This is a genomic window from Paraburkholderia sp. BL6665CI2N2 (assembly GCF_004366535.1).
Lineage (GTDB): Bacteria > Pseudomonadota > Gammaproteobacteria > Burkholderiales > Burkholderiaceae > Paraburkholderia.
In genome coordinates this window covers 6,812,487-6,836,828 of sequence record NZ_SORC01000001.1, presented here as the reverse complement: position 1 = coordinate 6,836,828, position 24,342 = coordinate 6,812,487, and the positions used below count along the sequence as shown (strand labels likewise).

The following is a 24,342-nucleotide window of genomic DNA, read 5'->3' as shown; positions in this document are numbered from 1 at the left end:
CATCAGGCCGTGCCGCTTGGGTCTGGCAGGCCGGCCCGCATCGCGAGGAAGAGGGCCGGCTGTTCAATGCGCGATGGATGAGAGCCGTGAACGTCGCGTGGGCGCAACGGCGCGCGGCGCACGGCGCGCCACCTGCGACACTTGGTCCATGCACTGCTTTGTATCGGACCGGCTTGCGCGGCCCGACCGGATGGGTCGTTGCAATCAGATCGAGAACGCGGCGCCGTTTTGCCCGGTCGATTCCTGCAGACCCTTGATCCATTTGCGCGCAGGCAGGCCGAGTTCCGCTTCGATCAGCTTGGCGCGCGCCTGCAGCGCCGCGAACGGCACCTCGAGCGCCGGGCCCGAAAACGCGATCGCGATGCGGTTGCCGTCGTGCACTTCCGGCAGCGCGACCACGCGGCCGTCGAAGGCTTCGTTCAGACGCTTCATGTTGCGCACGAAGCTCGGGTGATCGCCGAACAGGTTCACCGTCACCACGCCCGCGTCGGTCAGGCACGCACGCACCGCACGATAGAAGCCGACGCTGTCGAGCACCGGACCGCGCGCCGTCGCGTCATAGACGTCGATCTGCAACGCGCCGATCGTGCCGTGGTTGGCGCGGTCGTTGACGAAATCCCATGCGTCGGCTTCGTGCACGGTCAGACGGGCGTCGTCGTGCGGCAGCTCGAACATCGTGCGCGCGGCCACGACGACCGCCGGGTTCACTTCCACCGCCTCGACCTTCGCGCGTTTCAGGAAGCGATGCGCGAACTTGGTCAGCGCCGCGGCGCCCAGACCGAGCTGGACGATGCGCCTGGGCGTTTCGATAAACAGCAGCCAGGCCATCATCTGCTGCGCGTATTCGAGTTCGATGTGATCCGGCTTACGCAGACGCATCGCGCCTTGCACCCACTCCGTGCCGAAATGCAGAAAGCGCACGCCGCCTTCTTCGGAGAACGTCACCGGCGCGAAGCGCGGCTTGCGCGGCGCTTCGATTTGCGGCGCGTCGTGCAGATCGTCGTCGTGCGAAACGCGCGTTTTGTTGCGCGCGGCGTTCTGCGATTTCTGCGTTTTCTGTTTTCCACCGGCGGCGTCAGCGTCGCGGTTGCGGAAGGCACGCGCTTCAGCCGAAGCGCGCCTGATCAATTTCGTCATGTAAGGATGTCGCGCCAAAGACGCAATTTCTGGTCGAACGAGAGCATAGCATTCGCCGGACTCGACGAAGGCAATACGAGGGTGGCATAGCCCGCCGCGCCGATCACCGGCGCAAAGCGTCCCGCCGTCTTGCCGTTGAAGCAGACTTTGGCGAGCTTCGGCGCGTGCGCGCGCAACGAAGCGAAATCATTCGGACTGGCGTTGCGAATCGCGGCATCGAGGCTGCCTTCGCGCGTGCAGGCGGCCAGCACGTCCCACACGCCGATGCCGTGCGCGAGCAGGCGGCGCAGACGCTCCTCGTAAGTGAGTTCGGCGAGCGGCTCGTCGAGCACGGCGCCGAGCAGGCGCCAGAACTGGTTACGGGGATGCGCGTAGTACTGCGTCGCGGCGAGCGACGCCTCGCCGGGAAAACTGCCGAGAATCAGCGTATGCGTATCCGCGGCGGCGACCGGAGGAAAACCGCGCAGCATCAGCGGCTCCCTTCGTCGGACGCGCGCATCGCGGGATGCGCGCGCGATGCGGTGTGCTCGAGCGGACGGCCGTGTTCGCGCACCCGTGGATGCGCGAGCCACTCGTCCGACCGGCTCGCGCCGGACAAGGTCGCCAAATGCGTCCATAGCGCGGGCAACATGCATTCGGTGACCATCAGCGGCGCGCCATGGCGCTCGAATACCGAGCGGCGCGCGACCAACGCGTGCGGCGGCAACCCTTCAATTTCACGCGCGGCCAGACCATGAAGCGGATGCCGCGCGGTCAACCTGCGGCTCACCAGTGACGAACGCGCCACGCTGCTATCGCTATACAGCAACTCAGCCAGCGGCCGCGTGCGCAGACGCCGCATGGCCTGCCAGACACCGGCGCTCGCGGCGAGCGGCGCGACGCTATGCGCGGCGACAAACGGTACGCCGTCGACCGACAGCGCGACTTCCCGAACCCAGACCGGCGCACGCGACACGAGGCCGAGCGCGGCACGCTCGTCGGCCCACGGCAGCGCGACGCCTTCGTGCGTGACGCGTACCGCGACGGCACCGAGCGCACGCAGATGCGCAGTCAGTGAACCGCCACGGGTCAGCCAGTCTTTCTGGGCGGCGCTGAAGCCGGGAAGGGGCGTGACGCGCCAGTGGGCGTCGGCGGCATCGAAACGGATGGACATGGTGTCGGATTATAACGGCGCGGCTGTCGGGCCATTCGCCACCGCCCAGGTGTCGCCCTTCAGCAGATTTCATCCATTACGACAGAGGTAGCGAAGCGCTCTCATCGGCGTGTCGATTTCAGATAGTTCCGATTCTCCACGACTCGCGTCGCGCGATAAAACCTCCGTGCTTTGCAAAGCCGGCCGCCCGCAATCGAACGGCGCGCCACATGAACGCACAACCAAGGAAAAGACACGAAGATGAAGAACATTCTGAGCACAACCGCATGCGCGATCTCGGTCCTGCTGGTGACAGGCTGCGCGGCGCAACTGAACCGCGACACGGAGACGTCGTTGAACAAGGCTGTTGGTATCGAGGTGGCGCCGGTCGCCGGCGGAGTCGCGGTCAAGCTGCCCGAAACCGCCCTATTCGATTTCAACAAATCCGATGTGCGCGGCGACGCGGCCGCAGTCGTCGATCGTTCGGCCGTGCTGCTCAAGCGCAGCAAGAAACCGATTGTGGTCGAGGGCTACACCGACAACGTCGGCACGCTCGAATACAACCAGCAACTGTCCGAAGCGCGCGCGACCGCGGTGGGTTATGCGCTCGTAGCGCGCGGCATCGCAACGGACCGCATTCGCACGAAGGGCAACGCGTACAACAACCCGGTAGCGGCCAACGATACCCCCGAAGGCCGCGCGCTGAACCGCCGTACCGAGATCGTCGTGCGTGGCGAGACGATGGATACCTTGATGGGCAAGAAGTAAGCAAAGCTATTTCGCGGCCACCTTCAACTGAAAAAACCGGGCGCCTGTCAGACCGCCCGGTTTTTCAGTCAGCGACAAAATCGCGCAATGCTTGCGCCACCTCGTCGAGCACCGTATCCCAACGCCCCAACTCGCGCTGCCGGAACAGTCGCGCGGACGGATACCACGGACTATCGTCGCGCGCCGTCATCCACCGCCAGTCGGTGAACGTGGGCACCAGCACCCAGACGGGCGTGCCGCAGGCGCCGGCCAGATGCGCAACCGCCGTGTCCACCGTAATCACCAGATCGAGCGACTGCACGATCGCCAGCGTGTCGGAAAACGTGCCGATTTCCGGCCCGAGTCTGTGCACGCTGCTATCCGCATGCGACGCCACCACGTCGTTCTGCGTCTCGCCCTTTTGCAGCGCGAACCATTGCACGCCGGTCTGCTGCAAAACCGGCAGCCATTGGCGCAACGGAATCGACCGATAACGGTCGAGCTCGTACGCCGGATTGCCGGCCCAGACAATGCCGACGCGTTTTCCGGGCCGATCGCGCGCATCGGCTGCACCGATTGCGTCGAGCCGGGTCCGCCAGCGTTGCACCTGCGCCGGTTCCGCTCGCAGATAAGACGTCGCGAGTGGCAACATCGGCAACTCCAGCTTCATGGACTCCGGCATGCTCAGCATGCGGCACCAGTAGTCGTACGGACCGGGCGGCGCGCTCGTCCACGCGGCACGCACGCCGGCCGCGCTTCGCGCCACTTCGCCGAGCGGAGCCTCGACCCAGACGTCGACCTGTGCGCCGCGCCGATGCAACCAGTCAGCCATACGCAAGAATTGCAATTGATCGCCAAGCCCCTGCTCGCCGACCAGCAGAAAGCGGCAGCCCGTTACCCGCTCGCCTTGCCATTCTGGGTAAGCGGGGCGAACCAGATCGTGATTTTCCGGCAGGGCTTCATGCCATCGATATTGCTTCCAGCCGTTTTCGTAGTCGCCCGCGCGCAGTTGCGCGGCTGCGAGGTTGAATTGCATCAGCGGATGACCGGGCATCCGCCGCGCGGCTTCGACGGCATGCGCATGCATGGCCGGGAAGTCGCCCAGCATGTTGAACGCAAACGACACGTTGTGATGCAGCCAGCCATTGAGAGGATCGACGGCAAGCGCTGCAATGGCGACGCTGATCGCGTCCCTGAAACGCTCTGCCTCGTTCAATGCAAAGGCCAACTGTTGCAACGCGGACGCATCTGAGGCGAAGCGAATGCGCAGGTCAGCGAGCACGCTGTCGATCTCCGCGCCGCGCCGCGCTTTCGACAACGCCGCTATCAATTCGAGCGCGTCCGGCAGATGCGTCGACTCGAGCGACCACGCGCGCAGCCAGTAGTCCGCTGCGTCCTGATAGCGTTCGAGCTCGGTACTGATTCGTGCGAGCGAGCGAACGGCATGATGTAAGGTCGGTTCGAGTTCAAGCGCTTCGAGATAGTGTCCGCGTGCTTCGACGAGACGCTTCGAAAGCTTCAGGCAATCGCCCAGATTGCGATGCAGGCTCGCAGTGCCGCCACTCAAAGCCACGGCGCGATGGTAGAACGCTTCGGCCGCGATCAACTCGCCGCCCAGCGCGGCGATCAAGCCGCGATGCTCCCAGATGTCCGCGCGCTCAGGTGCGACATTCAATGCCTGATCGAAATACATGCGCGAACGGTCGAGCCGATCGACGCGAAACAGGGCAAGGCCAAGGCGATGGAGCGCGTGCACATTGTGCGGCTGCGTCGCGAGAACGCGTTCGTAGTCGACAATCGCCATGTCATGACGCCCTGCCGCGAAGCAGGCGTCGGCGTGCGCGTTGATTGCACCGATATCGTTGGAGACGCTGGTGGGGAGAGAGAAATCGGGTTCGTGCATCGACGTGGATCAGTTGCGTGAGTGACTCAAGCTGGCGTGGATTGCGCCGCTCGGGCCGTCCGGTTCGCCGCCATCATCGTCTTCAGACGCGCGGCGGCCCGCTCGACCACCGGCGCCCATTGCGCAGGCCGCGGCTGCCGGAACAGCTCGACCGAGTCATACCAGGGCTGCGCCTCGTCGTTGCCCCACGACCAATGCGAGACGTGATCGAGCATCGCCAGCACGCGATGCCCTAGTGCGCCGCCGAGATGCAACGGCGCGCTGTCGATCGTCACCAGCGCGTCCAGCGCGGTGAGATGCGCCGCCACGTCGTCGAAGCCGTCTATGTAATCGCCGGTCAGATCGCACAGGCGATATCCCTGCGCGGCGAGCGCCGTCACATCGGCGTGACGTCCGGGCGTGAGCGGATGGAAGACGACATCCGGAAGCGCCAGCAGCGGCGTCAGCGCCGCAAGCGGAATCGACCGCATGGCGTCGCGCCGATGCGTCGGGCTGCCCGACCAGACGAGACCAACGTGCCACGTCGCATCAGGTGCGTGCGCGCTGATCCGTTCGCGCCAGGCCGCCGCCTTCGCTGTATCGGCCTGCAGGTAGGGCGCGCCGCGAACCTGCTCCGGTTCGAGACCGAGCACGAGCGGCAGGCTCATGAGCGGCAATGCGTACTCCGGTGCGCCGAGCGGGCCTTCTTCGATCGACACGCAATTCGCGTAGCAACGAGCGAACAGCGGTTGCAGCGCGCGACGCACGGCCAGCACCAGCCGTCCGCCTTCGTCACGCACGCGTGCCGCCAGTTGCGGGACGAAGCGCACCATCTGGATGTCGTCGCCGTTGCCCTGCTCGCTGTGCACGACCAGGGTCTTGCCGGCGAGCGCTTCGCCATGCCAGCGCGGGCACAAGCGCGTCATGACGCTGACGACATTGTTCTGCTCGCGATCTTCGCGCGCAAGACGCGCCTCGAAACGCGGCCACGCGCTCGACCAATCGCCGCGCCGCAGTTCCAGGTCCGCCAGATCGACCGCCGCCTGCACCGCTGACGGATCGATTGCGAGCGCCGCGCGCAGCGCCGCCTCGCTGTCCTCATAGCGCGCCTGCTCGTTCAGATACATGCCGATGGCCGCCAGCACGTCCGCATTGCCGGGCGCGACGGCGTCCACGGCGCGCATGGTGGTCTCCGCTGCCGCAGCGTCGTTGCACTGCCATTGCGCGTGACTAAGCTGCCACGCCATCTCCGCATCGGCGGGATTGCGCGCAAGACATTCGCGGCAGATACGCTCGACCATCGGCCAATCGCGAACCTCGCGCAACGCCAGCACGAGTTGCAAGGGCAACGCCGGATCGATCGCGGGGTCGAGCGCATACGCCCGCAACAACGCCGCACGACGCTCGTCCCGCGCGCTCGTCTCCGGCAGCGCCGCCAACGCGATCGACAACCACCACGGCGCGCGCGCGTCATGCGGCGCGCGACGCTCATAGGCACGCAAGATTCGCGCGGCCGCCGAGTGCGCGCCGCACGTGGACATCAGCCAGGCGACCCAGTCGATCGTCGTCTCGACCGGCTGCGCGGCCACCGCCCGCTCGCTGTTTCGCTGCGCGACGGCGGCATAGCCGAGCGCGTCGGCGAACAACGCGACTCGCCCATGGCGCGCTCCGTTAGCGCACGCCTGCGCCTGCGACGCGCTGTGATACGCCTCTTCGAAACGCCCGGCGCTCGCGCACAGGTCGGCGTGCAACTGCGCCGTCGCGCCTGCCACGGCCATTTCGACTGCGTGCCGCGCGGCGGCGTCGAAACCTTGCTCGCGCAGGATGGACCACAGGAGATGAACGGAATCGAGAGGGACTGCCAGAGCGGAATCGGACATGGGATTTCAGTGTGTTGTGGTTGGCATGCGAAGGCGTAATCACAAAAATAGGACTTGGTGCTTTCAATGCTTAAAGACTGGAAATAACCCTTCAAGTATCCGAATGAAAATCGCGCGAGCATAAGACAAAACCGCGCTTTTACATCTCATAAACCAATCTCGATTTAATTCCGTTGATTGTGTTTAGTTAGTTAACCATAATTAATTCAAATCGACTATGAGTAGCCGCCGTTAGTCGATCCGATAGATCAACTACAACATGGAGCAAGCTTTGAATACTGGAAAATCGAAGGAAACATCCGACAGCATTGCTCATCTCGCTGCGGTCGTTTTACGGCGCGCGGGCGTCGCGCAACTGGAGAAAGAACTGGCGGGCTCAGCGCTGGCGCAACATCACACGTCGAAACAGACCAGCAGGGCTATCGGCAGTCTCGCTGCGAAAGTATTGGCAGATCACACTTCCTGTCACGAGGCCAAGGAATTGGCCGGTAGCGTGCTCTCGCAAGTACGTCATCTCGAGGGGCCGGCGCCGGCGCGTTGACCGGTCGCCCTGAAGCGGACGAGGCGGAGCAAAGCGCACTTCGCCAAGTCACGCCGAGTGACGCCCCATGACACGCCGTGGCAAAAAAAATGCGCTGCCGAAGCAGCGCATTTTTCAACCTCGAGCGTCAGTGCGACGCCGCGGCATCAAACTCGACCCACGCTCAATTCGCGCGCGCCAGCAGCAGCGCATTGGTGCGCTTCACGAAGCTCGCCGGATCGTCCAGCGCGCCACCTTCGGCGAGCAATGCCTGATCGAACAGCAGATGGCACCAGTCGTCGAAATTCGCGCTGTCCGCGTGCAGGCCCTTCACCAGCGCGTGCTCCGGATTCACTTCGAGAATCGGATGGAACGACGGCGCCGTCTGACCCGCGGCCTTGAGCATGCGCTGCAGATAGCCGCTCATTTCACCGTCGTCGGCAACGAGGCAGGACGGCGAATCGGTGAGGCGGAACGTGAGACGCACGTCCTTGGCCTTGTCCTTCAGCGCTTCCTTCATCTTCTCGACGAGCGGCTTGAACTCTTCGCCGACCTTTTCCTGTGCCTGTTTTTCTTCGTCGTTCAACGCGCCCAGATCGAGATCGCCGCGCGCCACGCTTTGCAGCGGCTTGCCTTCGAATTCGTTCAGGAACGAGAGAATCCACTCATCCACACGATCGGTCAGCAGCAGCACTTCCACGCCCTTCTTGCGGAACACTTCGAGGTGCGGGCTGTGGGTCGCGGCCTGCCAGGTGTCGGCGGTCACATAGTAAATCTTGGTCTGCTCGGGCTTCATGCGCGCCACGTAGTCGGCCAGCGACACGGTCTGCTCCGGCGTCTCCGTATGCGTCGACGCAAAACGCACGAGTTTCGCGATCCGCTCGCGGTTGGCAAAGTCTTCGCCGATGCCTTCCTTCAGCACCTGGCCGAATTCCTTCCAGAAGCCGGCGTACTTTTCCTTGTCGGCCTCGTTATCCGAATTGGCCAGCTCTTCGAGCATGGACAGCGAACGCTTGGTTACGCCTTCGCGGATCGCCTTCACGTCGCGGCTTTCCTGCAGGATTTCGCGCGACACGTTCAGCGGCAGATCCGCCGAATCGACCACGCCCTTTACGAAGCGCAGATACGCGGGCAGCAGTTGCTCGGCGTCGTCCATGATGAACACACGCTTCACATACAGCTTCAGGCCGCCGCGATAATCGCGATTGAACATGTCGAACGGCGCGTGGGTCGGCACGTACAGCAATTGCGTGTACTCGCTGCGGCCTTCCACGCGGTTATGCGTCCACGTGAGCGGATCCTGATGGTCGTGCGAGAGGTGCTGATAGAACTGCTTGTACTGCTCGTCGGTGATCTCGTTCTTCGAGCGCGTCCACAGCGCGCTGGCCTGATTGACGGTCTCGTCCTCGTCCTTCGTGACCATCTCGCTCTTTTCCGCGTCCCACTCTTCCTTCTGCATCAGGATCGGCAGCGCAACGTGGTCGGAGTACTTCTGGATGATCGATTTCAGACGATGCGACGACAGCAGGTCGTCTTCATCCGCACGCAGATGCAGCGTGATGGTCGTGCCGCGCGCGGCACGCTCGATCTGCTCGACTGCGAAATCGCCTTCGCCCGCGCTTTCCCAGCGCACGCCTTCCGAGGCCGGCAAACCGGCGCGGCGCGTTTCGACCGTGATCTTGTCCGCGACGATGAAGCCCGAATAGAAGCCCACGCCGAACTGGCCGATCAGCGCCGCATCTTTCTGCTGGTCGCCGGAGAGCTTGCCGAAGAATTCCTTGGTGCCCGAGCGGGCGATCGTGCCGAGGTTGGCGATCGCTTCGTCGCGGCTCATGCCGATGCCGTTGTCGTCGAGCGTGATGGTGCGCGCGGCCTTGTCGTACGACACGCGAATCCGCAGATTCGGATCGTTTTCGTACAGCGCACTGTTTTCGATTGCTTCGAAGCGCAGCTTGTCGGCCGCGTCGGAGGCGTTCGAAATCAGCTCGCGCAGGAAAATTTCCTTGTTGCTGTACAGCGAATGGATCATCAGGTGCAGAAGCTGTTTCACTTCTGCCTGAAAGCTCATGGTTTCTTGTGCCATGGTCGGACTTCCTCTCTGTTGCGAATGGGGGTTCAAGTCGGGCGCGGCGCCGTGCGTTGCGGTTCGCCGGCGGCCTCGGCCTGCCGTCGGCCTGCCGTCTGCAGGCCGGTGGGCCGGCACTAGGCCGATGCATCGGCCGCTGGATGCGCGGCCCGCCGGATTGTCCGCCTAATTGGGGGCAAGCCGGCGCGGTTTCAAGAGGCGCGGCGCGCCACGCTGTCGAGATAGCGGCACAAAAATGTGGCCAGTTCCGGATCGCCGCAGTTGGAAATATTGAAGCGCATCCAGGTGGTCGACGACTGTTGCGGGGAAAACAGGCTGCCGGGCGTCAGCAGAAAGCCGGCTTCGTGACCCGCGGCCGCCAGCGCGTCGGCGTCGACGCCCGTGTCGGCCCACAAAAACATCCCGGCCATGGGCGTGAGGAACAGCTTCAGGCCGGTCTTCTCCAGCATCCGCACGGACTTTTCGCGCACGCCGTCCAGCCGCACGCGCAGCCGTTCGACATGCCGCCGGTAGTGGCCTTCGGTCAAAATCTTGTACAGCACACGCTCGTTCAGTTCCGGGCTCGTCATGCCGACCAGCATTTTCTGGTCGCTGACCGCGGTCGCCACTTCTGGCGCGCAGGCAATGAAACCGACACGCAGATTCGGCGCGAGCGTCTTCGAGAAGCTGCCGAGATAGATCACGCGTTTCAACTGGTCAAGACTCGCGAGGCGCGTGCCCGGATAGCTCGGTGGACACAGATCGCCGTAAATATCATCCTCGACAACGATGAAATCGTACGCTTCGGCAAGGCGCAGAATGCGGAACGCCTGGGCCGCCGTGAGCGACGTGCCGGTCGGGTTCTGCAACACCGAATTGATCACCAGCATTTTCGGCCGCCAGGTTTGCACCAGCGACTCGAGCGCGTCGAGATCCGGGCCGTCCGGCGTGTATGGCATGCCCACCAATCGCGCGCCCTGCGACGCGAAACGCCCGAACATCTGAAACCACGCCGGATCGCCGACGATCACCGCATCGCCCGGCCTGACGTAAATGCGCGAGATCAGGTCGATGGCCTGCGTGATGCCGGACACCATCACGATCTGATCCGGCGACGCGCCGATCTCCAGTTCCTCGAGCCGCGTCTGCAACTGCTGGCGCAGCGGCAGAAAACCCTGCGGCGTGCCGATGCCGAGCATCTGCGCGCCGCTCTGCCGGCCGAGCGTGCGCAGCGCGTTGGTGATCAGGTCGCCGTCGAGCCAGCGCGCCGGCAGATAACCCAGCCCAGGACTGCGCTCGGGCCGCGCGCCGGTGTGCAGCATGTTGCGCAGCAGCCAGACCACGTCGATCGTGGCCGGCGCCGGCGCCGCGGCGTGCGGATGAATCTCGGCGGTAGCGCTGGCCGCGCCGCCCAGCCGCTCGCGCACGTAAAACCCGGAGCCGCGCCGCGACTCCAGAAAACCCTGCGCCACGAGCCGTTCGTACGCCTCGACCACGGTGAAGCGCGACACGCCCTTGTCGAGCGCCAGCTTGCGGATCGACGGCATGCGCATGCCGGGGCGGAACACGCGCTCCTCGATGCGGCGGCGCGCCCACTGGACGAGTTGCTCGACCAGCGTGAGCGACGCAGTGTCGTGCGGGGTGGGAATCTGGGCAAGCGGGACGGACATGACGGGCTCCAACTGTACCGAACAGTATCGAATTGATTGTACCGTTACTGTGCCGGTCGGCGTCGCTACATTTGAGACAAGTGAAGGATGGGATGGCGGCACAGCGGGTTTTACGACGCCGCCTACGCTCTCCGGCAAAACCCTGCCAAACACCATCCGCATGGCCCGCCGATCCGGCAAACGGTTATGCTAACGGCCCCGGCAGCGTTGCCGCGACACCCGGCCCGCCCCGGTTTACCGCAGAAAACCGTTTCCCCGCTCCGTCATGACTGCTCATCCGCTCCGCCTCGATCACCTCGTCATTTCCGCCCGCACCCTCGACGAAGGCACGCAGTACGTCGCCGATACGCTCGGCGTCGCCCCGTCCGGCGGCGGCGCGCATCCGCTGATGCGCACGCATAACCGCCTGCTGAACCTGTGGGGCGGCGTGTATCTGGAAGTGATCGCGATCGATCCGCAAGCTGCAGCCTTGGACAATGCGCCGGCCGACGGCAGTGCGCCGCGCCCCCGTCTGTTCGCGCTCGACGACCCGGCAACACACGCGCGGCTCGAAAACGGGCCGTATCTATCGCATTGGGTTGCCCGGGTCGAGCGGCCGAAACACCTGCCGACGTGGCAAGCGCAGTATCCGCAGCGCATTCCCCCCGTCGTGCCGCTGACGCGCGGCGATTTCACGTGGGGCCTCACGGTGCCGGACGACGGCGCGTTTCCCACTTGGCAAGGCATCGGCGACGGCGTGCTGCCCTCGCTGATTCAGTGGGACACGACGAAGCATCCGTCGACGTCCTTGCCGGAAACCGGGATTTCGCTGAAAGCCTTGAAAGGCCTGCATCCGCAAGCCGACACGGTGGCGGCGCAACTGCGCTGGCTCGGCGCGACGCATCTGATCGCGTTGCAGCCCACGGAAGGCGCGCCGGCGCTCATCGCCGAATTTGAAACGCCCGACGGTCTACGGACCCTTAAATAAGCAGCGCGCGCGGGTCGCCGACTCGCGCGATAATCGAAGTTTTGACCGGTTCCAGTACCAGCAGAGGAGACCATGGACCAAAGCGACTTGAAAGCCCCCACGTGGCAGTTGTCCGAACGCGCACGCAAGCTCACGAGCTCGGCGATTCGCGAGATTCTCAAGGTCACGGAGCGGCCCGAAGTCATTTCGTTCGCGGGCGGCCTGCCCTCGCCGGCTACCTTTCCGGCCGAACGCATGCGCGCCGCGTCCGACCGCATTCTGCGCGACGAACCCGCCGCGGCGCTGCAATACAGCGCGACCGAAGGTTTCCTGCCGCTGCGCGAATGGATCGCGAAGCGCTATTCGGTGAACGGCGCGCAGGCCCGTCCGACTCAGGTGCTGATCACGACCGGCTCGCAGCAGGCGCTCGATCTGCTCGGCAAGGTGCTGGTGTGCCCGGGCAGCCCGGTGCTGGTCGAAACGCCGACCTACCTCGGCGCGCTGCAATCGTTCTCGATGTACGAGCCGCGTTACGTGCAAGTGCCGACCGACGAACATGGCCTCGTTCCCGAAGGCCTCACGCCCGAGCTAACCGCCGGCGCGCGCCTGCTGTACGCGCAACCCAATTTCCAGAATCCCACGGGCCGCCGTCTGCCGGTCGAACGCCGCCGCGCGCTCGCCGAGTTCGCGAAGACCGCGCCGTTCCCGGTGATCGAAGACGACCCGTACGGCGCGCTCGACTACGCCGGCGAACCGCTGCCCACCATGCTGTCGATGGCGCCGGGCCACGTCGTCCATCTCGGTTCGTTCTCGAAGGTGCTGGCGCCGGGCCTGCGGGTCGGCTACATCATCGCGCCCGAAGAGTTGATCTTCAAACTCGTGCAGGCCAAGCAAGCGACCGATCTGCACACGCCGAGCTTCACGCAGCGCATCGTGTACGAAGTGATCAAGGACGGCTTCCTCGACACGCACGTGCCGACCATCCGCGAACTGTATCGTGATCAATGCGCCGCGATGCTGGCTTCGCTCGAACGTTACATGCCGGAAGGCGTGAGCTGGAATCGCCCGGAAGGCGGCATGTTCGTGTGGGTGAATCTGCCCGCGCAGATCGACAGCATGAAGCTGCTGGAAGAAGCGGTCGCGCAGAACGTCGCGTTCGTGCCGGGCGGTCCGTTCTTCGCGAACGAACCGCAACACAACACGCTGCGCCTGTCGTTCGTGACGGTGCCGCCGGCAAAAATCGACGAAGGCGTGTCGCGTCTCGGCGCGCTGATCCGCGCGAAGCTCTGAACGCCGCCGCGCGCTGAGGGCGTTTTTCATGCGCGTCGTTTGCATGATTTTCGCCCGGCCCGCATCCACGGAATTCCACTACTGACCAAGGACACACCATGGCTCAAACGAATGTGTACGACAAGCTCAAGGAACTGGGCATCGAACTGCCGACCGCCGGCGCGCCGGCTGCCGCGTATGTGATGAGCGCGCAAAGCGGCAACACGGTGTATCTCTCCGGACATATCGCCAAGAAGGACGGCAAGGTGTGGACCGGCAAGCTCGGCGCCACGCTCACCACCGAAGAAGGCAAAGCCGCCGCTCGCTCGATCGCCATCGACCTGCTCGCCACGCTGCACGCGCATGTCGGCGATCTGAACCGCGTCACGCGCATCGTCAAGCTGATGAGTCTCGTCAACTCGACGCTCGAATTCACCGAACAGCATCTGGTCACCAACGGCGCGTCCGAATTGGTCGCGGACGTGTTCGGCGAACGCGGCAAGCATGCGCGCTCGGCATTCGGCGTCGCGCAGATTCCGCTCGGCGCGTGCGTCGAGATCGAGATGATCGCCGAAGTCGAGTAATGCGGTAACGCAGTCGGAGCCGCCGGCCGTCCGGCGCAGCGAGACAGCAACGCGTCGCGAGGTGTCAGCCACCCGCGGCGCGTTTTGCATTTGTGAGAGGTGGATCGTTACGTCGTCAACGGATAGAATCCGCCAATCCTATCCATTCGTTTGATTCGCTGGACTGCGCCCGATGCCCGCCCACACTGTCCGTTTCAAACAAGTCGACGTGTTCACGTCGGTGCCGTTCAAAGGCAATCCGCTTGCCGTCGTGTTCGACGCCGACGCACTCGATACGACTCAGATGCAGGCCATCGCTCACTGGACCAATCTGTCCGAAACGACGTTCCTGGTAAAGCCGACCGACCCGGCCGCCGACTATCGTGTGCGCATCTTCAGTAAGCTCGGCGAAATGCCGTTCGCGGGTCATCCGACGCTCGGCACCGCGCACGCGTTGCTCGAAAGCGGTTATCAGCCGAAGCAGGCCGGCAAGCTCGTGCAGCAATGCGGCGTGGGACTCGTCGAACTCGAGGCGCTGCCGGGCTCGGACGGCGCGTGGGCCTTCGCCGCGCCGCCCGCGCGCGTCACGCCGCTTGCCGAGGATCGCTACGCGGCACTGTCTACGGCTTTACGTAGCAATGCAATCGATTTCAGCGCGCCGCCCTGCGCGGTCGACAATGGTGCGCCGTGGCTCGTGGTGCGCGTCAGTTCGGCGCGTGAATGCCTCGCGTTAGCACCCGATGCCGGCGCGCTCGCCGACATTGCGCATTCGGTGGGTACGCACGGCCTCGCTGTGTACGGTCCGCACGAGGCTAACGGGCCGGCGACCTTCGAGGTGCGCTGCCTGATGGCCGGAGGCGGTTTCGGCGTCGGCGAAGATCCGGTGACAGGCAGCGCCAATGCCGCGCTTGCAGGCCTGCTGAGCGCCCAGCGGTTGCGCCCGGGCACGCACTATTCAGCCCGTCAAGGCACCGCCCTGGGCCGGGCCGGCCAGGTCTCGGTGCACTACGACGACGCGCGCGGCAAGACATGGATTGGCGGCTCGTCGGTGACGATTGTCGACGGCACGTTTCGCCTGCCCTGACCGGCACGCCCCTTGCCTTGCTTGTGCGCCGGGCACGCAACAGGAAGCGGCATAGGGTTCGCCCTGCCTGGCCGCGCTTGACCACAAAACGCCGCATCGTTTGCACTATTAAATGCGCCTCGCATCGGGAGAGGCCTGTTAAAGGCCTGGCACACCTGAATGCTGGCGCGCCTCGCCGCCGAATCCCGATGAAATATCCGAATATGACCGCGATGCGGCGGCCTCGAGAGCGATTGCACAGGATGCCAAATTCGTCGCAACGGGCATCTGGCCGCGCCCTCGTATACCCGATGCCCGGCCTCTTCCTTAATCCAGTGGCATTAAGTAATATCAAGACGTACCCGATGACCTGCGGATGGTCAGGCACGGCGCCACGCTTATTTCTTCTGCGCAGCAGTTCCGGCACCTTGGTCACCATGCAGCCACCCATGAATTCAGCGCAGTCGACGTTCGCTCGTTTGCAACCGGCCGGCACCCAGGCACGGGCCGCCCGATGAGCCAATCCCGCTTCTCCGACCAGCGCGATGCCAAAGGCCGCCGCGACCCCGCAGTGTCGCGCCGGCGTGCGTTGCTCGCCATTCCCGCGCTCGGCGTATTGGTCCTGATCCTGCTTTGGACCGTGATCTTCGCGCGCCTGTCGGTCGAGAAAGAAGCCACGTATCGCGAGGCCATGGCCTCTGCTGCAATACTCTCCGCGGCGCTGGAGCAGCACACGGTCAAGGCGATTCACCAGGTCGATCAGATCACCCGCTTCGTCAAATTCGAGTTCGAGAAAACGCCGAATCATTTCGATCTGGCGAGCACGGTGGAAAAAGGCGTCGTGCAAAGCGAGACGCTGGTGCAGGTGTCCTTGATCGACGAACACGGCACGCTGATCGCCAACACGGCGGAACTCAACCCCAAGCGCATCGACCTGTCCGACCGCGAACACTTCAAGGTCCACGAACACGAGAACGACGACCAGTTGTTTATCAGCAAGCCCGTGCTCGGCCGTGTGTCCGGCCACTGGACCCTGCAGATGACGCGGCGTCTGAATCATCCGGACGGCTCGTTCGCGGGCGTGGTGGTGGTCTCGGAAGATCCCAGCTACTTCACCACCGACTTCTACAACAACGCGGCGATCGGCCGCGAAGGCGTGATCGCGGTGATCTCGGACAACGGCACCGTGCTCGCGCGGCGCACCGGCAGCACCGAAACCGCCAACGGCGTGTTCTCGGCGAGCGGCTCGTATCCGAACTCGGAACATGTGTCGGGCACCTACGTCGATTCGATCGACAACGTCACGCGCATCGTGTCGTACCGGCATATCGACGGTTATCCGCTCGGCGTGCTGGTGGGTCTCTCGCAAGCCGAGGAATTCGCCGACTACAACCACACGCGCAACGTCTATCTGATGATGGCGGGTTTCATCTCGTTCGCCATGCTGAGTTTCTTCGCCGTGGCCACCGGCCTGATCGGCAAGCTGCTCGGCCGCGAGCGCGAGATGACGCATCTGGTCGAATACGATCTGCTCACCGGCTTGCGTAATCGCTACGCGACGTTGCAGACACTGCGTCACGACGTGGCGCAGCAGACCAACCTCGGCCGCCTCGCGATTCTCTTTATCGACCTCGACAACTTCAAGACCGTCAACGACACGCTCGGCCACAATGCCGGCGACATCGTGCTGCAAATGACGGCCTCGCGGCTCGCCGCCGCGGTCGGCGAAGGCGGTGCGCTGAGCCGCATCGGCGGCGACGAGTTCGTCGTCGTGATCAAGGGCGACGACGTCGAGAAGCGCGCCGTCGCGCTTGCCGAAGCCGCGGCCGAAGCGTTCGCCAAGCCGTTCGACGTGCGCGGCAGTTCGTTCGTGCTGCATGCGAGCATCGGCATCGCGCTCTACTCGGTCGCCAACGAAAGCGAGATCGACCTGCTGAAGAAAGCCGACCTCGCCATGTACAGCGCGAAAGACGCGGGCAAGAACTGCTATCAGTTTTATTCGCCACAACTGTCACACCGCGCGGATCACTTGATGAAGTGGGAACAGCAGTTGCGCGTGGCGCTCGCCGAAGGGCAACTGTTCCTCGCCTATCAGCCGAAGATCGATCTGACGCGCCGCTGCATTACCGGCTTCGAGGCATTGGTGCGCTGGAATCATCCGCAACACGGTTTGATTCCGGCCAACGAGTTCATTCCGGTTGCGGAATCGACCGGCCTGATCGTGCCGATCGGCGACTTCGTGATCGAGACCGCCTGCCGGCAACTCGCGCTGTGGCAGCAACAGGGCTACGACACGCTGTCGCTCGCGGTGAACATTTCGGCGGTGCAATTCTGGCGCGGCGACCTGTACGAAACGATCTCGCACGCCATCGAGGAGAGCGGCATCTCCGCACGCCGCCTCGAACTCGAAATCACCGAAACGGCGATGATGGAGTATCCCGAACTGGTCTCCGAGAAAATCTTCGCGTTGAAGCGCCTCGGCGTGCGCATCGCGCTCGACGATTTCGGCACCGGCTATTCGTCGCTGTCCTATCTGAACCGCTTCTCGGTGGACACGCTGAAGGTGGACCGTTCGTTCATCCAGGCAATTCCGGGCGACCGCAGCGTCTGCGTGATGGTCACCGCGATCGTCAATCTGGCGCGTTCGCTCGGCCTCACCGTGGTGGTCGAAGGCACGGAGACCGAAGAGCAGATTGCGTGGCTCGCCGCGCTCGGTCATATCGAGGCACAGGGCTTCCTATTCTCGCGCCCCGTGCCGGTGGACGCGATTGCGGCGCTGCTGGACCGCTTCGGCGTGTGCGGCATGACGGGCCGCCGCATCGCGCACGAAGCCGACAGCACCAGCAGCGTATCCAGCACCAACACCTGAGCGCGGCGCCCGTTACGGGTCGTCGCGGGTCGTCACCCGCAGCGCCGCAAAACCGGCTACATTCTCGCTGTACTGCATCACAGCGCGATGCCGCCCGCCGGCCGCGTCGGACCACTAAACGATGATCTCAAAGGACTAGCGCCCGCGTACCGGGCGCTCTTGGCGCCATGCAGACGATCACGAGCCACGATGCCGCCAGACGAGGCGAACGGGAACCGCTGTGGACGTTGTTCCGGGTCGTGTTCGGCCTGTCCGCGTTGTCATGGGGCGGCCTCGCGCTCATGGCGCAACTTGAAAACCATTATGTCGAGCGTGAAGGACGCCTCTCACGCATCGCCTTCTCCGATCTGATCGCGCTCGCCTGGATGGTGCCCGGCCCGGTAGGCTGCAACGTCGCCGTGCAACTCGGGCATGCGCTGCGCGGACGCGCCGGCGCCTGGGTTGCGGGCATTGCCAGCGTCCTGCCCTTCTTCATGCTGATGACGCTATTCGCGATCTTCTACCGCACGCCGTTCGTGCGCGCCGCCGCCTCGCAAACCTTGCTCGCTCACTTCAGCGTCGTGCTGGCCACGCTGATTGCGATCACCTGGTACAAACAGACGCGTGCGCTCGTGCGCGGCAAGCTCGAATGGGGCGCGGCGGTGCTGGGATGCATCGCGCTGTTCTATGCGCGCAGTCCGGCCGCTTATGTCGTCATGCTCGGGGCGGCCTTCGGCACCGGGTGGTTCGTGAGCCCGGTGCGCAATGCGCGCGTCGTCGTGTCGTTCGCGCGCGGCGACTGGCAGATGCTGAGCGCTCTGTCCGTCTTCCTCGCGTTGTTCGCGATGCCGTTGCCGCATCGCTATGAGCTGGCGCTACTGTGGCCGCGGCTGGCGGGCGCCGGCATGACGTTGTTCGGCGGCGGCTTCTCGGCGCTGCCGGTGCTCAAGACGCTGTTCGTCACGCCGGCGATCGGCGTCTCCGATAACGACTTCACGCTGGCGTTTTCGCTGTCACCGCTCTCGCCCGGACCGCTGTTGAACGTGGTGCCGTTCTTCGGCTATCTGGTGGATGGCTGGGTGGGCGCGCTGATTGCCACGCTCGCGCTGTTCGTACCGTCGGGGTGCCTCGTCGTGCTGGCGCAGCGGCATCTGCATCAGTTGAAGGCCAATCCGCGCTTCGAGCACGGCATGCGGATTCTGCGCGCGGTCACCACCGCATTTCTCGCGGTGGCCGTGCTACGCATTGCCGCGCATGTGCCGTTCAAACCGATCTATCTATTGACCGCACTGTTCTCCGCCATGTGCTTCGCCAAGCTGAAGGTGCCGGTGTACCTGGTGTACGGGACGGTAGCGGTGGTGTGCGGGCTGTGGCTCGCGTATGGCTCGCTGATCTAGACGCCTTAAAAACCGCGCGACAGCACCGCAACGCCGATCGTCACCACGCCGAGCACGATATTGATCAGCACCAGACGGCGGATCGTGCCGACGGCGCGTGCGCCATCCGGCCATTTTTGCGCCTGCACCGCGCGGCGGATGCGCGGGAACACGGCAAAGCGGATATGCCCGAAGATCAGCATCATTACGATGCCGAGGCCGGCCATGGCATGCAGCGGCCAGGTGGCATGGCCGCCGCCGAATTGCATGAGCAGGAAGCCGCCGGTGAGGAGAATCACCAGCACCGAGGCCGCGACCCAATTGAAGAAGCGGCCGAACACCGATTCCCACAACGGCAAGCGTAATTGCGGCGAGAGATCGGCAATGGCCGGGCGCAGACAGAAATGCGCGAACACCATCCCACCTACCCACACGGCAACCGCGAGCAAATGGAGAAAGAGCGCGAGTTCGATAGCCTTGTTCATGTTGTTTTCCTCTCCCGACGACGCCACGCCGCTTATAACGAGTGCTATTAGCAAGCGGCTATTGAGCGCATTCGACCGCGCACTACGCACGCAGTTCCATGACGCTCGTGGCTTTCGCGCCGTTTTTGTAGTTGTTATCGCAGCATGTCCACCTTGATGGCCATGCTGCTCCCCGGTTTTGTACTCTCACTACGCACGAACTACGCACGACAAGCGTCTCGCATGCTAGCAGACGCTTGCCATGTTCCAACGTCAATCTTCGTTAAGCGGCCAGCACCGGACGCATACCTTCGAGCTTCATCTTGCTCTCAGGCGCGCGGCCCTTGCGCGCCCGTTTGCCGATATGCGGCGCGAGCGCGGCGCCACTCACCTTCTCTTCATCGACACGGCCGCCGCGTCGCGTGCCGATCAACACAACGCCCGCGTGGTTGATAGAGAGCGCCTGTACGAGCGTTTCCTTGTCGTCGAGCGCCATCAGCGTGACGCCGCGGCCGCCGCCCGAGAGCGTCTTCATCTCGTCGAGGCCGAACACCAGCAAACGTCCGCCCGACGAAAGACACGCAATGTGCGTCGCGTCCGGCAGCATCGGCATTGGCGCGAGCGGCACGGCGCCGGCGTCGATCGTCATGAACGACTTGCCGGCCTTCACGCGGCTCACCATGTCGCCAACCTTCGCGACGAAGCCGAAGCCGTTGCTCGACGCCAGCAGCAACGCTTGCTCCGCGGACGCCGCGTAGTAATGCATCAGATGGCTGCCCGACTCCAGCTCGATCAGCGACGTGACCGGCACACCGTCGCCGCGGCCGCCCGGCAGCGTCGCCACCGCGACCGAATAGACGCGGCCGTTGCTGCCCCACGCGACCAGCGTGTCCGGCGTGCGGCACTGGAACGCCGCATAGAGCCCGTCGCCGGCCTTGAACGTGAAGCCCGCGACGTCGAGTCCGTGACCCTTCAACGCGCGCACCCAACCCTTCTGCGACACCACGACCGTCACCGGCTCGTCGACCACGCGCGCTTCGAACGTCGCGCGCTTTTCCTGCTGGATCAGCGTGCGGCGCTCGTCGCCGTACTGCTTGGCGTCGCCTTCGATTTCCTTGATGAGCAGACGCTTCATCGCCGATTCGCTGCCGAGCAGTTCTTCCAGCTTGGCCTTCTCGTCCTTCAGTTCGGCGAGTTCCTTCTCGATCTTGATCTTCTCAAGCCGCGCCAACTGACGCAGCCGGATTTCAAGAATGTCCTCGGCTTGACGATCGGACAAGCCGAACGCGGCCATCAAGGCGACCTTCGGTTCATCGGATTCGCGAATGATGCGGATGACTTCGTCGATATTCAAAAAGACGATCATCCGGCCTTCGAGGATGTGAATCCGGTCGTCGACCTTGCTCAAACGATGCCGCGTGCGGCGCGTCACCGTGGCGAAGCGGAACGCGATCCACTCGTGCAGGATTTCGCTCAAGCCCTTCTGACGCGGTCGGCCGTCGCCGCCGACCATGACCATATTGAGCGACGCATTCGATTCGAGGCTCGTATGCGCAAGGAGCGTGTTGACGAAATCGGTTTGATCGATACGGCTCGACTTCGGCTCGAACACGAGACGCACCGGCGCGTCGCGGCCCGATTCGTCGCGCACGGCATCGAGCAGCGCCAGCATGGTCTGCTTGGTTTGCAGTTGTTCGGGCGTGAGCGCTTTCTTGCCGAGCTTGATCTTCGGGTTGGTCTGCTCTTCGATTTCTTCGAGCACTTTCTGCGCAGCCGTGTTCGGCGGCAGTTCGGTGATCACCAGTTGCCACTGGCCGCGCGCGAGTTCCTCGATCTTCCAGCGTGCGCGTACCTTCAGGCTGCCGCGGCCGCTTTCGTACGCGGCGGAAATCTCGGCGTCGCTCGAAATGATTTGCGCGCCGCCCGGGAAATCCGGCCCGGCGATGTGCTGCATCAATTCCGCGTGTTCGATCTTCGGATTACGGATCATTGCAACCGTCGCTGCCGCGACTTCGCGCAGATTGTGCGACGGAATTTCCGTGGCCAATCCGACCGCGATACCGGATGCGCCGTTCAGCAAGACGAACGGCAAGCGCGCGGGCAACAGCCGCGGCTCCTCGGAGGAGCCGTCGTAATTAGGCATGAAATCGACCGTGCCCTGGTTGATTTCATCGAGCAGCAGTTTCGCGATCGGCGTGAGGCGCGCTTCCGTGTAGCGCATCGCCGCCGCGCCGTCGCCGTCGCGCGAACCGAAATTGCCTTGGCCGTCGATCAGCGGATAGCGCATCGAGAAGTCTTGCGCGAGACGCACCAGCGCGTCGTACGCGGACTGGTCGCCGTGCGGGTGATACTTACCGAGCACGTCGCCGACCACGCGCGCCGACTTGACCGGCTTCGCGTTGTCGGACAGCCCCATATCGTTCATCGCGAACAGGATGCGGCGCTGCACCGGCTTCTGGCCGTCGCACACATCCGGCAGCGCGCGGCCCTTGACCACGCTCACCGCATAGTCGAGGTACGCGCGCTCCGCGTAATTGCCAAGCGTGAGAAAGTCGCCTTCGGGAGGCGGCGGCTCGGTGAAAAGGTCGAGAGTGTTATCGTCGTCCATCTAGATTCCGTATCCGTGTTTGGCGTGAAGTTGTCAGGCGAAGTCAGGGCGCGGGTAAAATTGCCCGCTAAAGCGCTCGCTCAGATATCCGCTTCCACTTCGTTGCCCTTTTCTTCCAGCCAGCTGCGGCGCGATGCCGCTTCGCCCTTGCCCATCAGCATCGTCATGCGCGCGACCGTGGCGTCGTAGTCGAGTGCGCCGAGCGCCACCGGGCTCAAGCGCCGCGTGTCGGGGTTCATCGTGGTGTCCCACAACTGTTCCGCGCTCATTTCGCCGAGGCCCTTGAAACGGCTGATCGACCACTGCGTGTCGCGCACGCCGTCCTTGCGCAGCTTGTCGAGAATCGCTTCGAGTTCACCTTCGTCGAGCGCATACAGCTTCTGCGCCGGCTTCTTGCCGCGCGCGGGCGCGTCGACCCGGAACAGCGGCGGGCGCGCCACACACACATGTCCGCGTTCGATCAGTTGCGGGAAATGCTTGAAGAACAGCGTGAGCAGCAGAACTTGAATGTGCGAGCCGTCGACATCAGCGTCCGACAGAATGCAGATCTTGCCGTAGCGCAGGTTCGACAGATCGACCTTGTCGTCCGGGCTGTGCGGATCGACGCCGATCGCCACCGAGATGTCGTGCACCTCGTTGTTGGCGAACAGCCGGTCGCGTTCGGTTTCCCACGTGTTCAGCACCTTGCCGCGCAGCGGCAGAATGGCCTGATATTCCTTGTCGCGGCCCATCTTCGCGGAGCCGCCCGCGGAGTCGCCCTCGACGAGGAACAGTTCGTTGCGGCCGATTTCCGTCGATTCGCAATCGGTCAGCTTGCCCGGCAACACCGCGACGCCCGAGCTCTTGCGCTTCTCGACCTTCTGCCCGGCACGCGTGCGCGCCTGCGCCTGCTTGATGACGAGGTCGGCGAGTTTCCTGCCGAGCTCGACGTGCTGATTCAGCCACAATTCCAGCGCCGGCCGCGCGAACGACGACACCAGCTTGACCGCGTCGCGGCTGTTCAGGCGTTCCTTGATCTGCCCTTGGAATTGCGGATCGAGTACTTTCGCCGACAGCACGAACGACACGCGCGCGAACACGTCTTCAGCGAGCAGCTTCACGCCCTTCGGCTGCAGGTTATGCAGTTCGACGAAGCTCTTCACCGCCTGATACAGACCGTCGCGCAAGCCGGATTCGTGCGTGCCGCCCGCGGGCGTGGGAATCAGGTTCACGTACGACTCGCGCATAAGCGTGCCTTCCTCGCTCCACGCGACGACCCATGCGGCGCCCTCGCCTTCGGCGAACGTCTCTTCGCTGGCGCGCGAGTTTTCGGCATAACGCTCGCCCTCGAACAGCGGAATCAGCAGATCGCTGCCGTTCATGCCTTCGAGCAGATAGCCGCGCAGACCGTCTTCGTATTTCCAGGTTTGCTGTTCGCCGGTTTTCTCGTTGATCAGCGTGACTTCGACGCCCGGCAGCAGCACCGCCTTCGAGCGCAGCAGACGTTGCAGTTCGCCGAGCGGCAGGTTCGGCGAATCGAAGTACTTGGGATTGGCCCACGCGGTGACGCGCGTGCCGGATTTCTTGTCGCCCTTCGTGGCGGGCCGTACTTCGAGTTCCTTGGCGACGTCGCCGTTGGCGAAACTCAATTCGGCGATCTTGCCGTCGCGCCACACGGTGACGTCGAGGCGGGTGGACAGCGCGTTGGTGACGGACACGCCGACACCGTGCAAGCCGCCCGAGAACGTGTACGCGCCGCCGGCGGCTTTATCGAACTTGCCGCCCGCGTGCAGGCGCGTGAACACGATTTCCACGACCGGCACGCCTTCTTCGGGATGCAGACCGAATGGAATGCCGCGGCCGTCGTCTTCGACGGAGACCGAATGGTCCGCGTGCAGCGTCACGGTGATTTGCCGGCCGTGTCCGCCGAGGGCCTCGTCCGATGCGTTGTCGATGACTTCCTGAATGATGTGCAGCGGATTCTCGGTGCGGGTGTACATCCCGGGCCGTTGCTTGACCGGCTCCAGGCCCTTCAACACCTTGATCGACGCTTCGCTATACGCGGCGTTTGGCTTTTTCGTAGACATGGTTGACTCGGATGCGTCGGTTCATCGTTGTCCACAGGTCCTGTTCAGAAAGCTGTGGACAATGCGTTGAGTTTTCAAAAAAAGCGAAACGAAACAACGGGGTTAG

The 24,342-nt window shown here is 64.0% G+C and carries 18 protein-coding genes; 8 read left to right on the top strand and 10 right to left on the bottom strand.

Annotated features, from left to right (window positions below; genetic code table 11):
• Positions 1 to 204: 204 nt before the first annotated feature.
• Genes B0G81_RS30645 through B0G81_RS30635 form a run of 3 tightly spaced genes read right to left on the bottom strand, consistent with a single transcriptional unit; the run spans position 205 to position 2,290 of the window.
• Positions 205 to 1,137 (bottom strand): spermidine synthase, encoded by a 933-nt coding sequence (locus B0G81_RS30645; RefSeq protein ID WP_134140538.1) that lies wholly within the window; start codon positions 1,135 to 1,137, stop codon positions 205 to 207.
• Positions 1,134 to 1,607, bottom strand: a complete 474-nt coding sequence (locus B0G81_RS30640; protein WP_106280202.1) for a DNA-deoxyinosine glycosylase — start codon at positions 1,605 to 1,607, stop codon at positions 1,134 to 1,136. Before B0G81_RS30640 ends, B0G81_RS30645 begins: the two co-directional genes overlap by 4 nt.
• Positions 1,607 to 2,290, bottom strand: coding sequence for a chorismate lyase (locus B0G81_RS30635; RefSeq protein ID WP_134140535.1), 684 nt, complete (start codon positions 2,288 to 2,290; stop codon positions 1,607 to 1,609). The genes B0G81_RS30640 and B0G81_RS30635 overlap by 1 nt, the downstream gene beginning before the upstream one ends.
• A 240-nt stretch (positions 2,291 to 2,530) precedes the next feature.
• On the opposite strand from B0G81_RS30635, the gene B0G81_RS30630 reads away from it, so the two are divergent.
• Positions 2,531 to 3,037 carry an OmpA family protein gene (locus B0G81_RS30630; protein ID WP_134140531.1) on the top strand — a complete coding sequence of 169 codons (507 nt, stop codon included), beginning with the start codon at positions 2,531 to 2,533 and terminating at the stop codon, positions 3,035 to 3,037.
• 64 nt (positions 3,038 to 3,101) lie between these two features.
• On the opposite strand, the gene B0G81_RS30625 is transcribed toward B0G81_RS30630, so the two are convergent.
• Together B0G81_RS30625 and B0G81_RS30620 are read right to left on the bottom strand one after the other, a co-directional pair.
• Positions 3,102 to 4,919 (bottom strand): tetratricopeptide repeat-containing glycosyltransferase family protein, encoded by a 1,818-nt coding sequence (locus B0G81_RS30625; protein ID WP_134140528.1) that lies wholly within the window; start codon positions 4,917 to 4,919, stop codon positions 3,102 to 3,104.
• A gap of 26 nt (positions 4,920 to 4,945) precedes the next feature.
• A complete protein-coding gene (locus B0G81_RS30620; protein WP_134140525.1) occupies positions 4,946 to 6,778 on the bottom strand; it encodes a hypothetical protein in 1,833 nt (610 codons plus the stop codon).
• A 259-nt stretch (positions 6,779 to 7,037) separates the two neighbouring features.
• Here B0G81_RS30620 and B0G81_RS30615 point away from each other — a divergent pair, with 259 nt between their 5' ends.
• Complete coding sequence (locus B0G81_RS30615) at positions 7,038 to 7,319, top strand: hypothetical protein (RefSeq protein WP_116119356.1); 282 nt, start codon at positions 7,038 to 7,040, stop codon at positions 7,317 to 7,319.
• Positions 7,320 to 7,482: 163 nt separating this feature from the next.
• On the opposite strand, the gene htpG is transcribed toward B0G81_RS30615, so the two are convergent.
• Positions 7,483 to 9,381: a molecular chaperone HtpG gene (gene htpG, locus B0G81_RS30610; protein ID WP_134140521.1), complete on the bottom strand. Its 1,899-nt coding sequence runs from the start codon at positions 9,379 to 9,381 to the stop codon at positions 7,483 to 7,485.
• 194 nt (positions 9,382 to 9,575) lie between these two features.
• Positions 9,576 to 11,033 (bottom strand): PLP-dependent aminotransferase family protein, encoded by a 1,458-nt coding sequence (locus B0G81_RS30605; RefSeq protein WP_106280189.1) that lies wholly within the window; start codon positions 11,031 to 11,033, stop codon positions 9,576 to 9,578.
• 265 nt (positions 11,034 to 11,298) lie between these two features.
• Between B0G81_RS30605 and B0G81_RS30600 the strand changes: the two genes are divergently transcribed.
• The 6 genes from B0G81_RS30600 to B0G81_RS30575 all read left to right on the top strand — a co-directional run bounded on the left by B0G81_RS30600 (position 11,299) and on the right by B0G81_RS30575 (position 19,119).
• Positions 11,299 to 12,000: a VOC family protein gene (locus B0G81_RS30600; protein ID WP_134140517.1), complete on the top strand. Its 702-nt coding sequence runs from the start codon at positions 11,299 to 11,301 to the stop codon at positions 11,998 to 12,000.
• Between the two features lie 72 nt (positions 12,001 to 12,072).
• Complete coding sequence (locus B0G81_RS30595; protein WP_134140515.1) at positions 12,073 to 13,269, top strand: PLP-dependent aminotransferase family protein; 1,197 nt, start codon at positions 12,073 to 12,075, stop codon at positions 13,267 to 13,269.
• 98 nt (positions 13,270 to 13,367) lie between these two features.
• The gene (locus tag B0G81_RS30590) at positions 13,368 to 13,832 is read left to right on the top strand and encodes a RidA family protein (protein WP_012432248.1); all 465 of its coding nucleotides are present in this window, start codon (positions 13,368 to 13,370) and stop codon (positions 13,830 to 13,832) included.
• 172 nt (positions 13,833 to 14,004) lie between these two features.
• Positions 14,005 to 14,895 (top strand): PhzF family phenazine biosynthesis protein, encoded by an 891-nt coding sequence (locus B0G81_RS30585; protein ID WP_134140511.1) that lies wholly within the window; start codon positions 14,005 to 14,007, stop codon positions 14,893 to 14,895.
• A gap of 493 nt (positions 14,896 to 15,388) precedes the next feature.
• Positions 15,389 to 17,743: an EAL domain-containing protein gene (locus B0G81_RS30580; RefSeq protein WP_134140508.1), complete on the top strand. Its 2,355-nt coding sequence runs from the start codon at positions 15,389 to 15,391 to the stop codon at positions 17,741 to 17,743.
• Between the two features lie 167 nt (positions 17,744 to 17,910).
• Positions 17,911 to 19,119, top strand: coding sequence for a chromate transporter (locus tag B0G81_RS30575; protein ID WP_134140503.1), 1,209 nt, complete (start codon positions 17,911 to 17,913; stop codon positions 19,117 to 19,119).
• 5 nt (positions 19,120 to 19,124) lie between these two features.
• Here the strand turns inward: B0G81_RS30575 and B0G81_RS30570 are convergent, their stop codons facing one another.
• The 3 genes from B0G81_RS30570 to B0G81_RS30560 form a co-directional block, all read right to left on the bottom strand.
• Positions 19,125 to 19,583, bottom strand: a complete 459-nt coding sequence (locus tag B0G81_RS30570) for a CopD family protein (protein ID WP_012432243.1) — start codon at positions 19,581 to 19,583, stop codon at positions 19,125 to 19,127.
• Positions 19,584 to 19,845: 262 nt separating this feature from the next.
• Positions 19,846 to 22,170, bottom strand: coding sequence for a DNA topoisomerase IV subunit A (gene parC, locus B0G81_RS30565; protein ID WP_134140501.1), 2,325 nt, complete (start codon positions 22,168 to 22,170; stop codon positions 19,846 to 19,848).
• 80 nt (positions 22,171 to 22,250) lie between these two features.
• Positions 22,251 to 24,236: a DNA topoisomerase IV subunit B gene (locus B0G81_RS30560; RefSeq protein WP_134140500.1), complete on the bottom strand. Its 1,986-nt coding sequence runs from the start codon at positions 24,234 to 24,236 to the stop codon at positions 22,251 to 22,253.
• Positions 24,237 to 24,342: the final 106 nt, after the last annotated feature.

Coding starts and splice junctions, on each gene's coding strand:
- B0G81_RS30580 (WP_134140508.1), top strand. CDS start 15,389: ATGAGCCAATCCCGCTTCTCCGACCAGCGCGATGCCAAAGGCCGCCGC.
- B0G81_RS30590 (WP_012432248.1), top strand. CDS start 13,368: ATGGCTCAAACGAATGTGTACGACAAGCTCAAGGAACTGGGCATCGAA.
- B0G81_RS30620 (WP_134140525.1), bottom strand. CDS start 6,778: ATGTCCGATTCCGCTCTGGCAGTCCCTCTCGATTCCGTTCATCTCCTG.
- B0G81_RS30625 (WP_134140528.1), bottom strand. CDS start 4,919: ATGCACGAACCCGATTTCTCTCTCCCCACCAGCGTCTCCAACGATATC.
- htpG (WP_134140521.1), bottom strand. CDS start 9,381: ATGGCACAAGAAACCATGAGCTTTCAGGCAGAAGTGAAACAGCTTCTG.
- parC (WP_134140501.1), bottom strand. CDS start 22,170: ATGGACGACGATAACACTCTCGACCTTTTCACCGAGCCGCCGCCTCCC.
- B0G81_RS30575 (WP_134140503.1), top strand. CDS start 17,911: ATGCAGACGATCACGAGCCACGATGCCGCCAGACGAGGCGAACGGGAA.
- B0G81_RS30635 (WP_134140535.1), bottom strand. CDS start 2,290: ATGTCCATCCGTTTCGATGCCGCCGACGCCCACTGGCGCGTCACGCCC.
- B0G81_RS30645 (WP_134140538.1), bottom strand. CDS start 1,137: ATGACGAAATTGATCAGGCGCGCTTCGGCTGAAGCGCGTGCCTTCCGC.
- B0G81_RS30585 (WP_134140511.1), top strand. CDS start 14,005: ATGCCCGCCCACACTGTCCGTTTCAAACAAGTCGACGTGTTCACGTCG.
- B0G81_RS30605 (WP_106280189.1), bottom strand. CDS start 11,033: ATGTCCGTCCCGCTTGCCCAGATTCCCACCCCGCACGACACTGCGTCG.
- B0G81_RS30560 (WP_134140500.1), bottom strand. CDS start 24,236: ATGTCTACGAAAAAGCCAAACGCCGCGTATAGCGAAGCGTCGATCAAG.
- B0G81_RS30595 (WP_134140515.1), top strand. CDS start 12,073: ATGGACCAAAGCGACTTGAAAGCCCCCACGTGGCAGTTGTCCGAACGC.
- B0G81_RS30630 (WP_134140531.1), top strand. CDS start 2,531: ATGAAGAACATTCTGAGCACAACCGCATGCGCGATCTCGGTCCTGCTG.
- B0G81_RS30615 (WP_116119356.1), top strand. CDS start 7,038: ATGGAGCAAGCTTTGAATACTGGAAAATCGAAGGAAACATCCGACAGC.
- B0G81_RS30570 (WP_012432243.1), bottom strand. CDS start 19,583: ATGAACAAGGCTATCGAACTCGCGCTCTTTCTCCATTTGCTCGCGGTT.
- B0G81_RS30640 (WP_106280202.1), bottom strand. CDS start 1,607: ATGCTGCGCGGTTTTCCTCCGGTCGCCGCCGCGGATACGCATACGCTG.
- B0G81_RS30600 (WP_134140517.1), top strand. CDS start 11,299: ATGACTGCTCATCCGCTCCGCCTCGATCACCTCGTCATTTCCGCCCGC.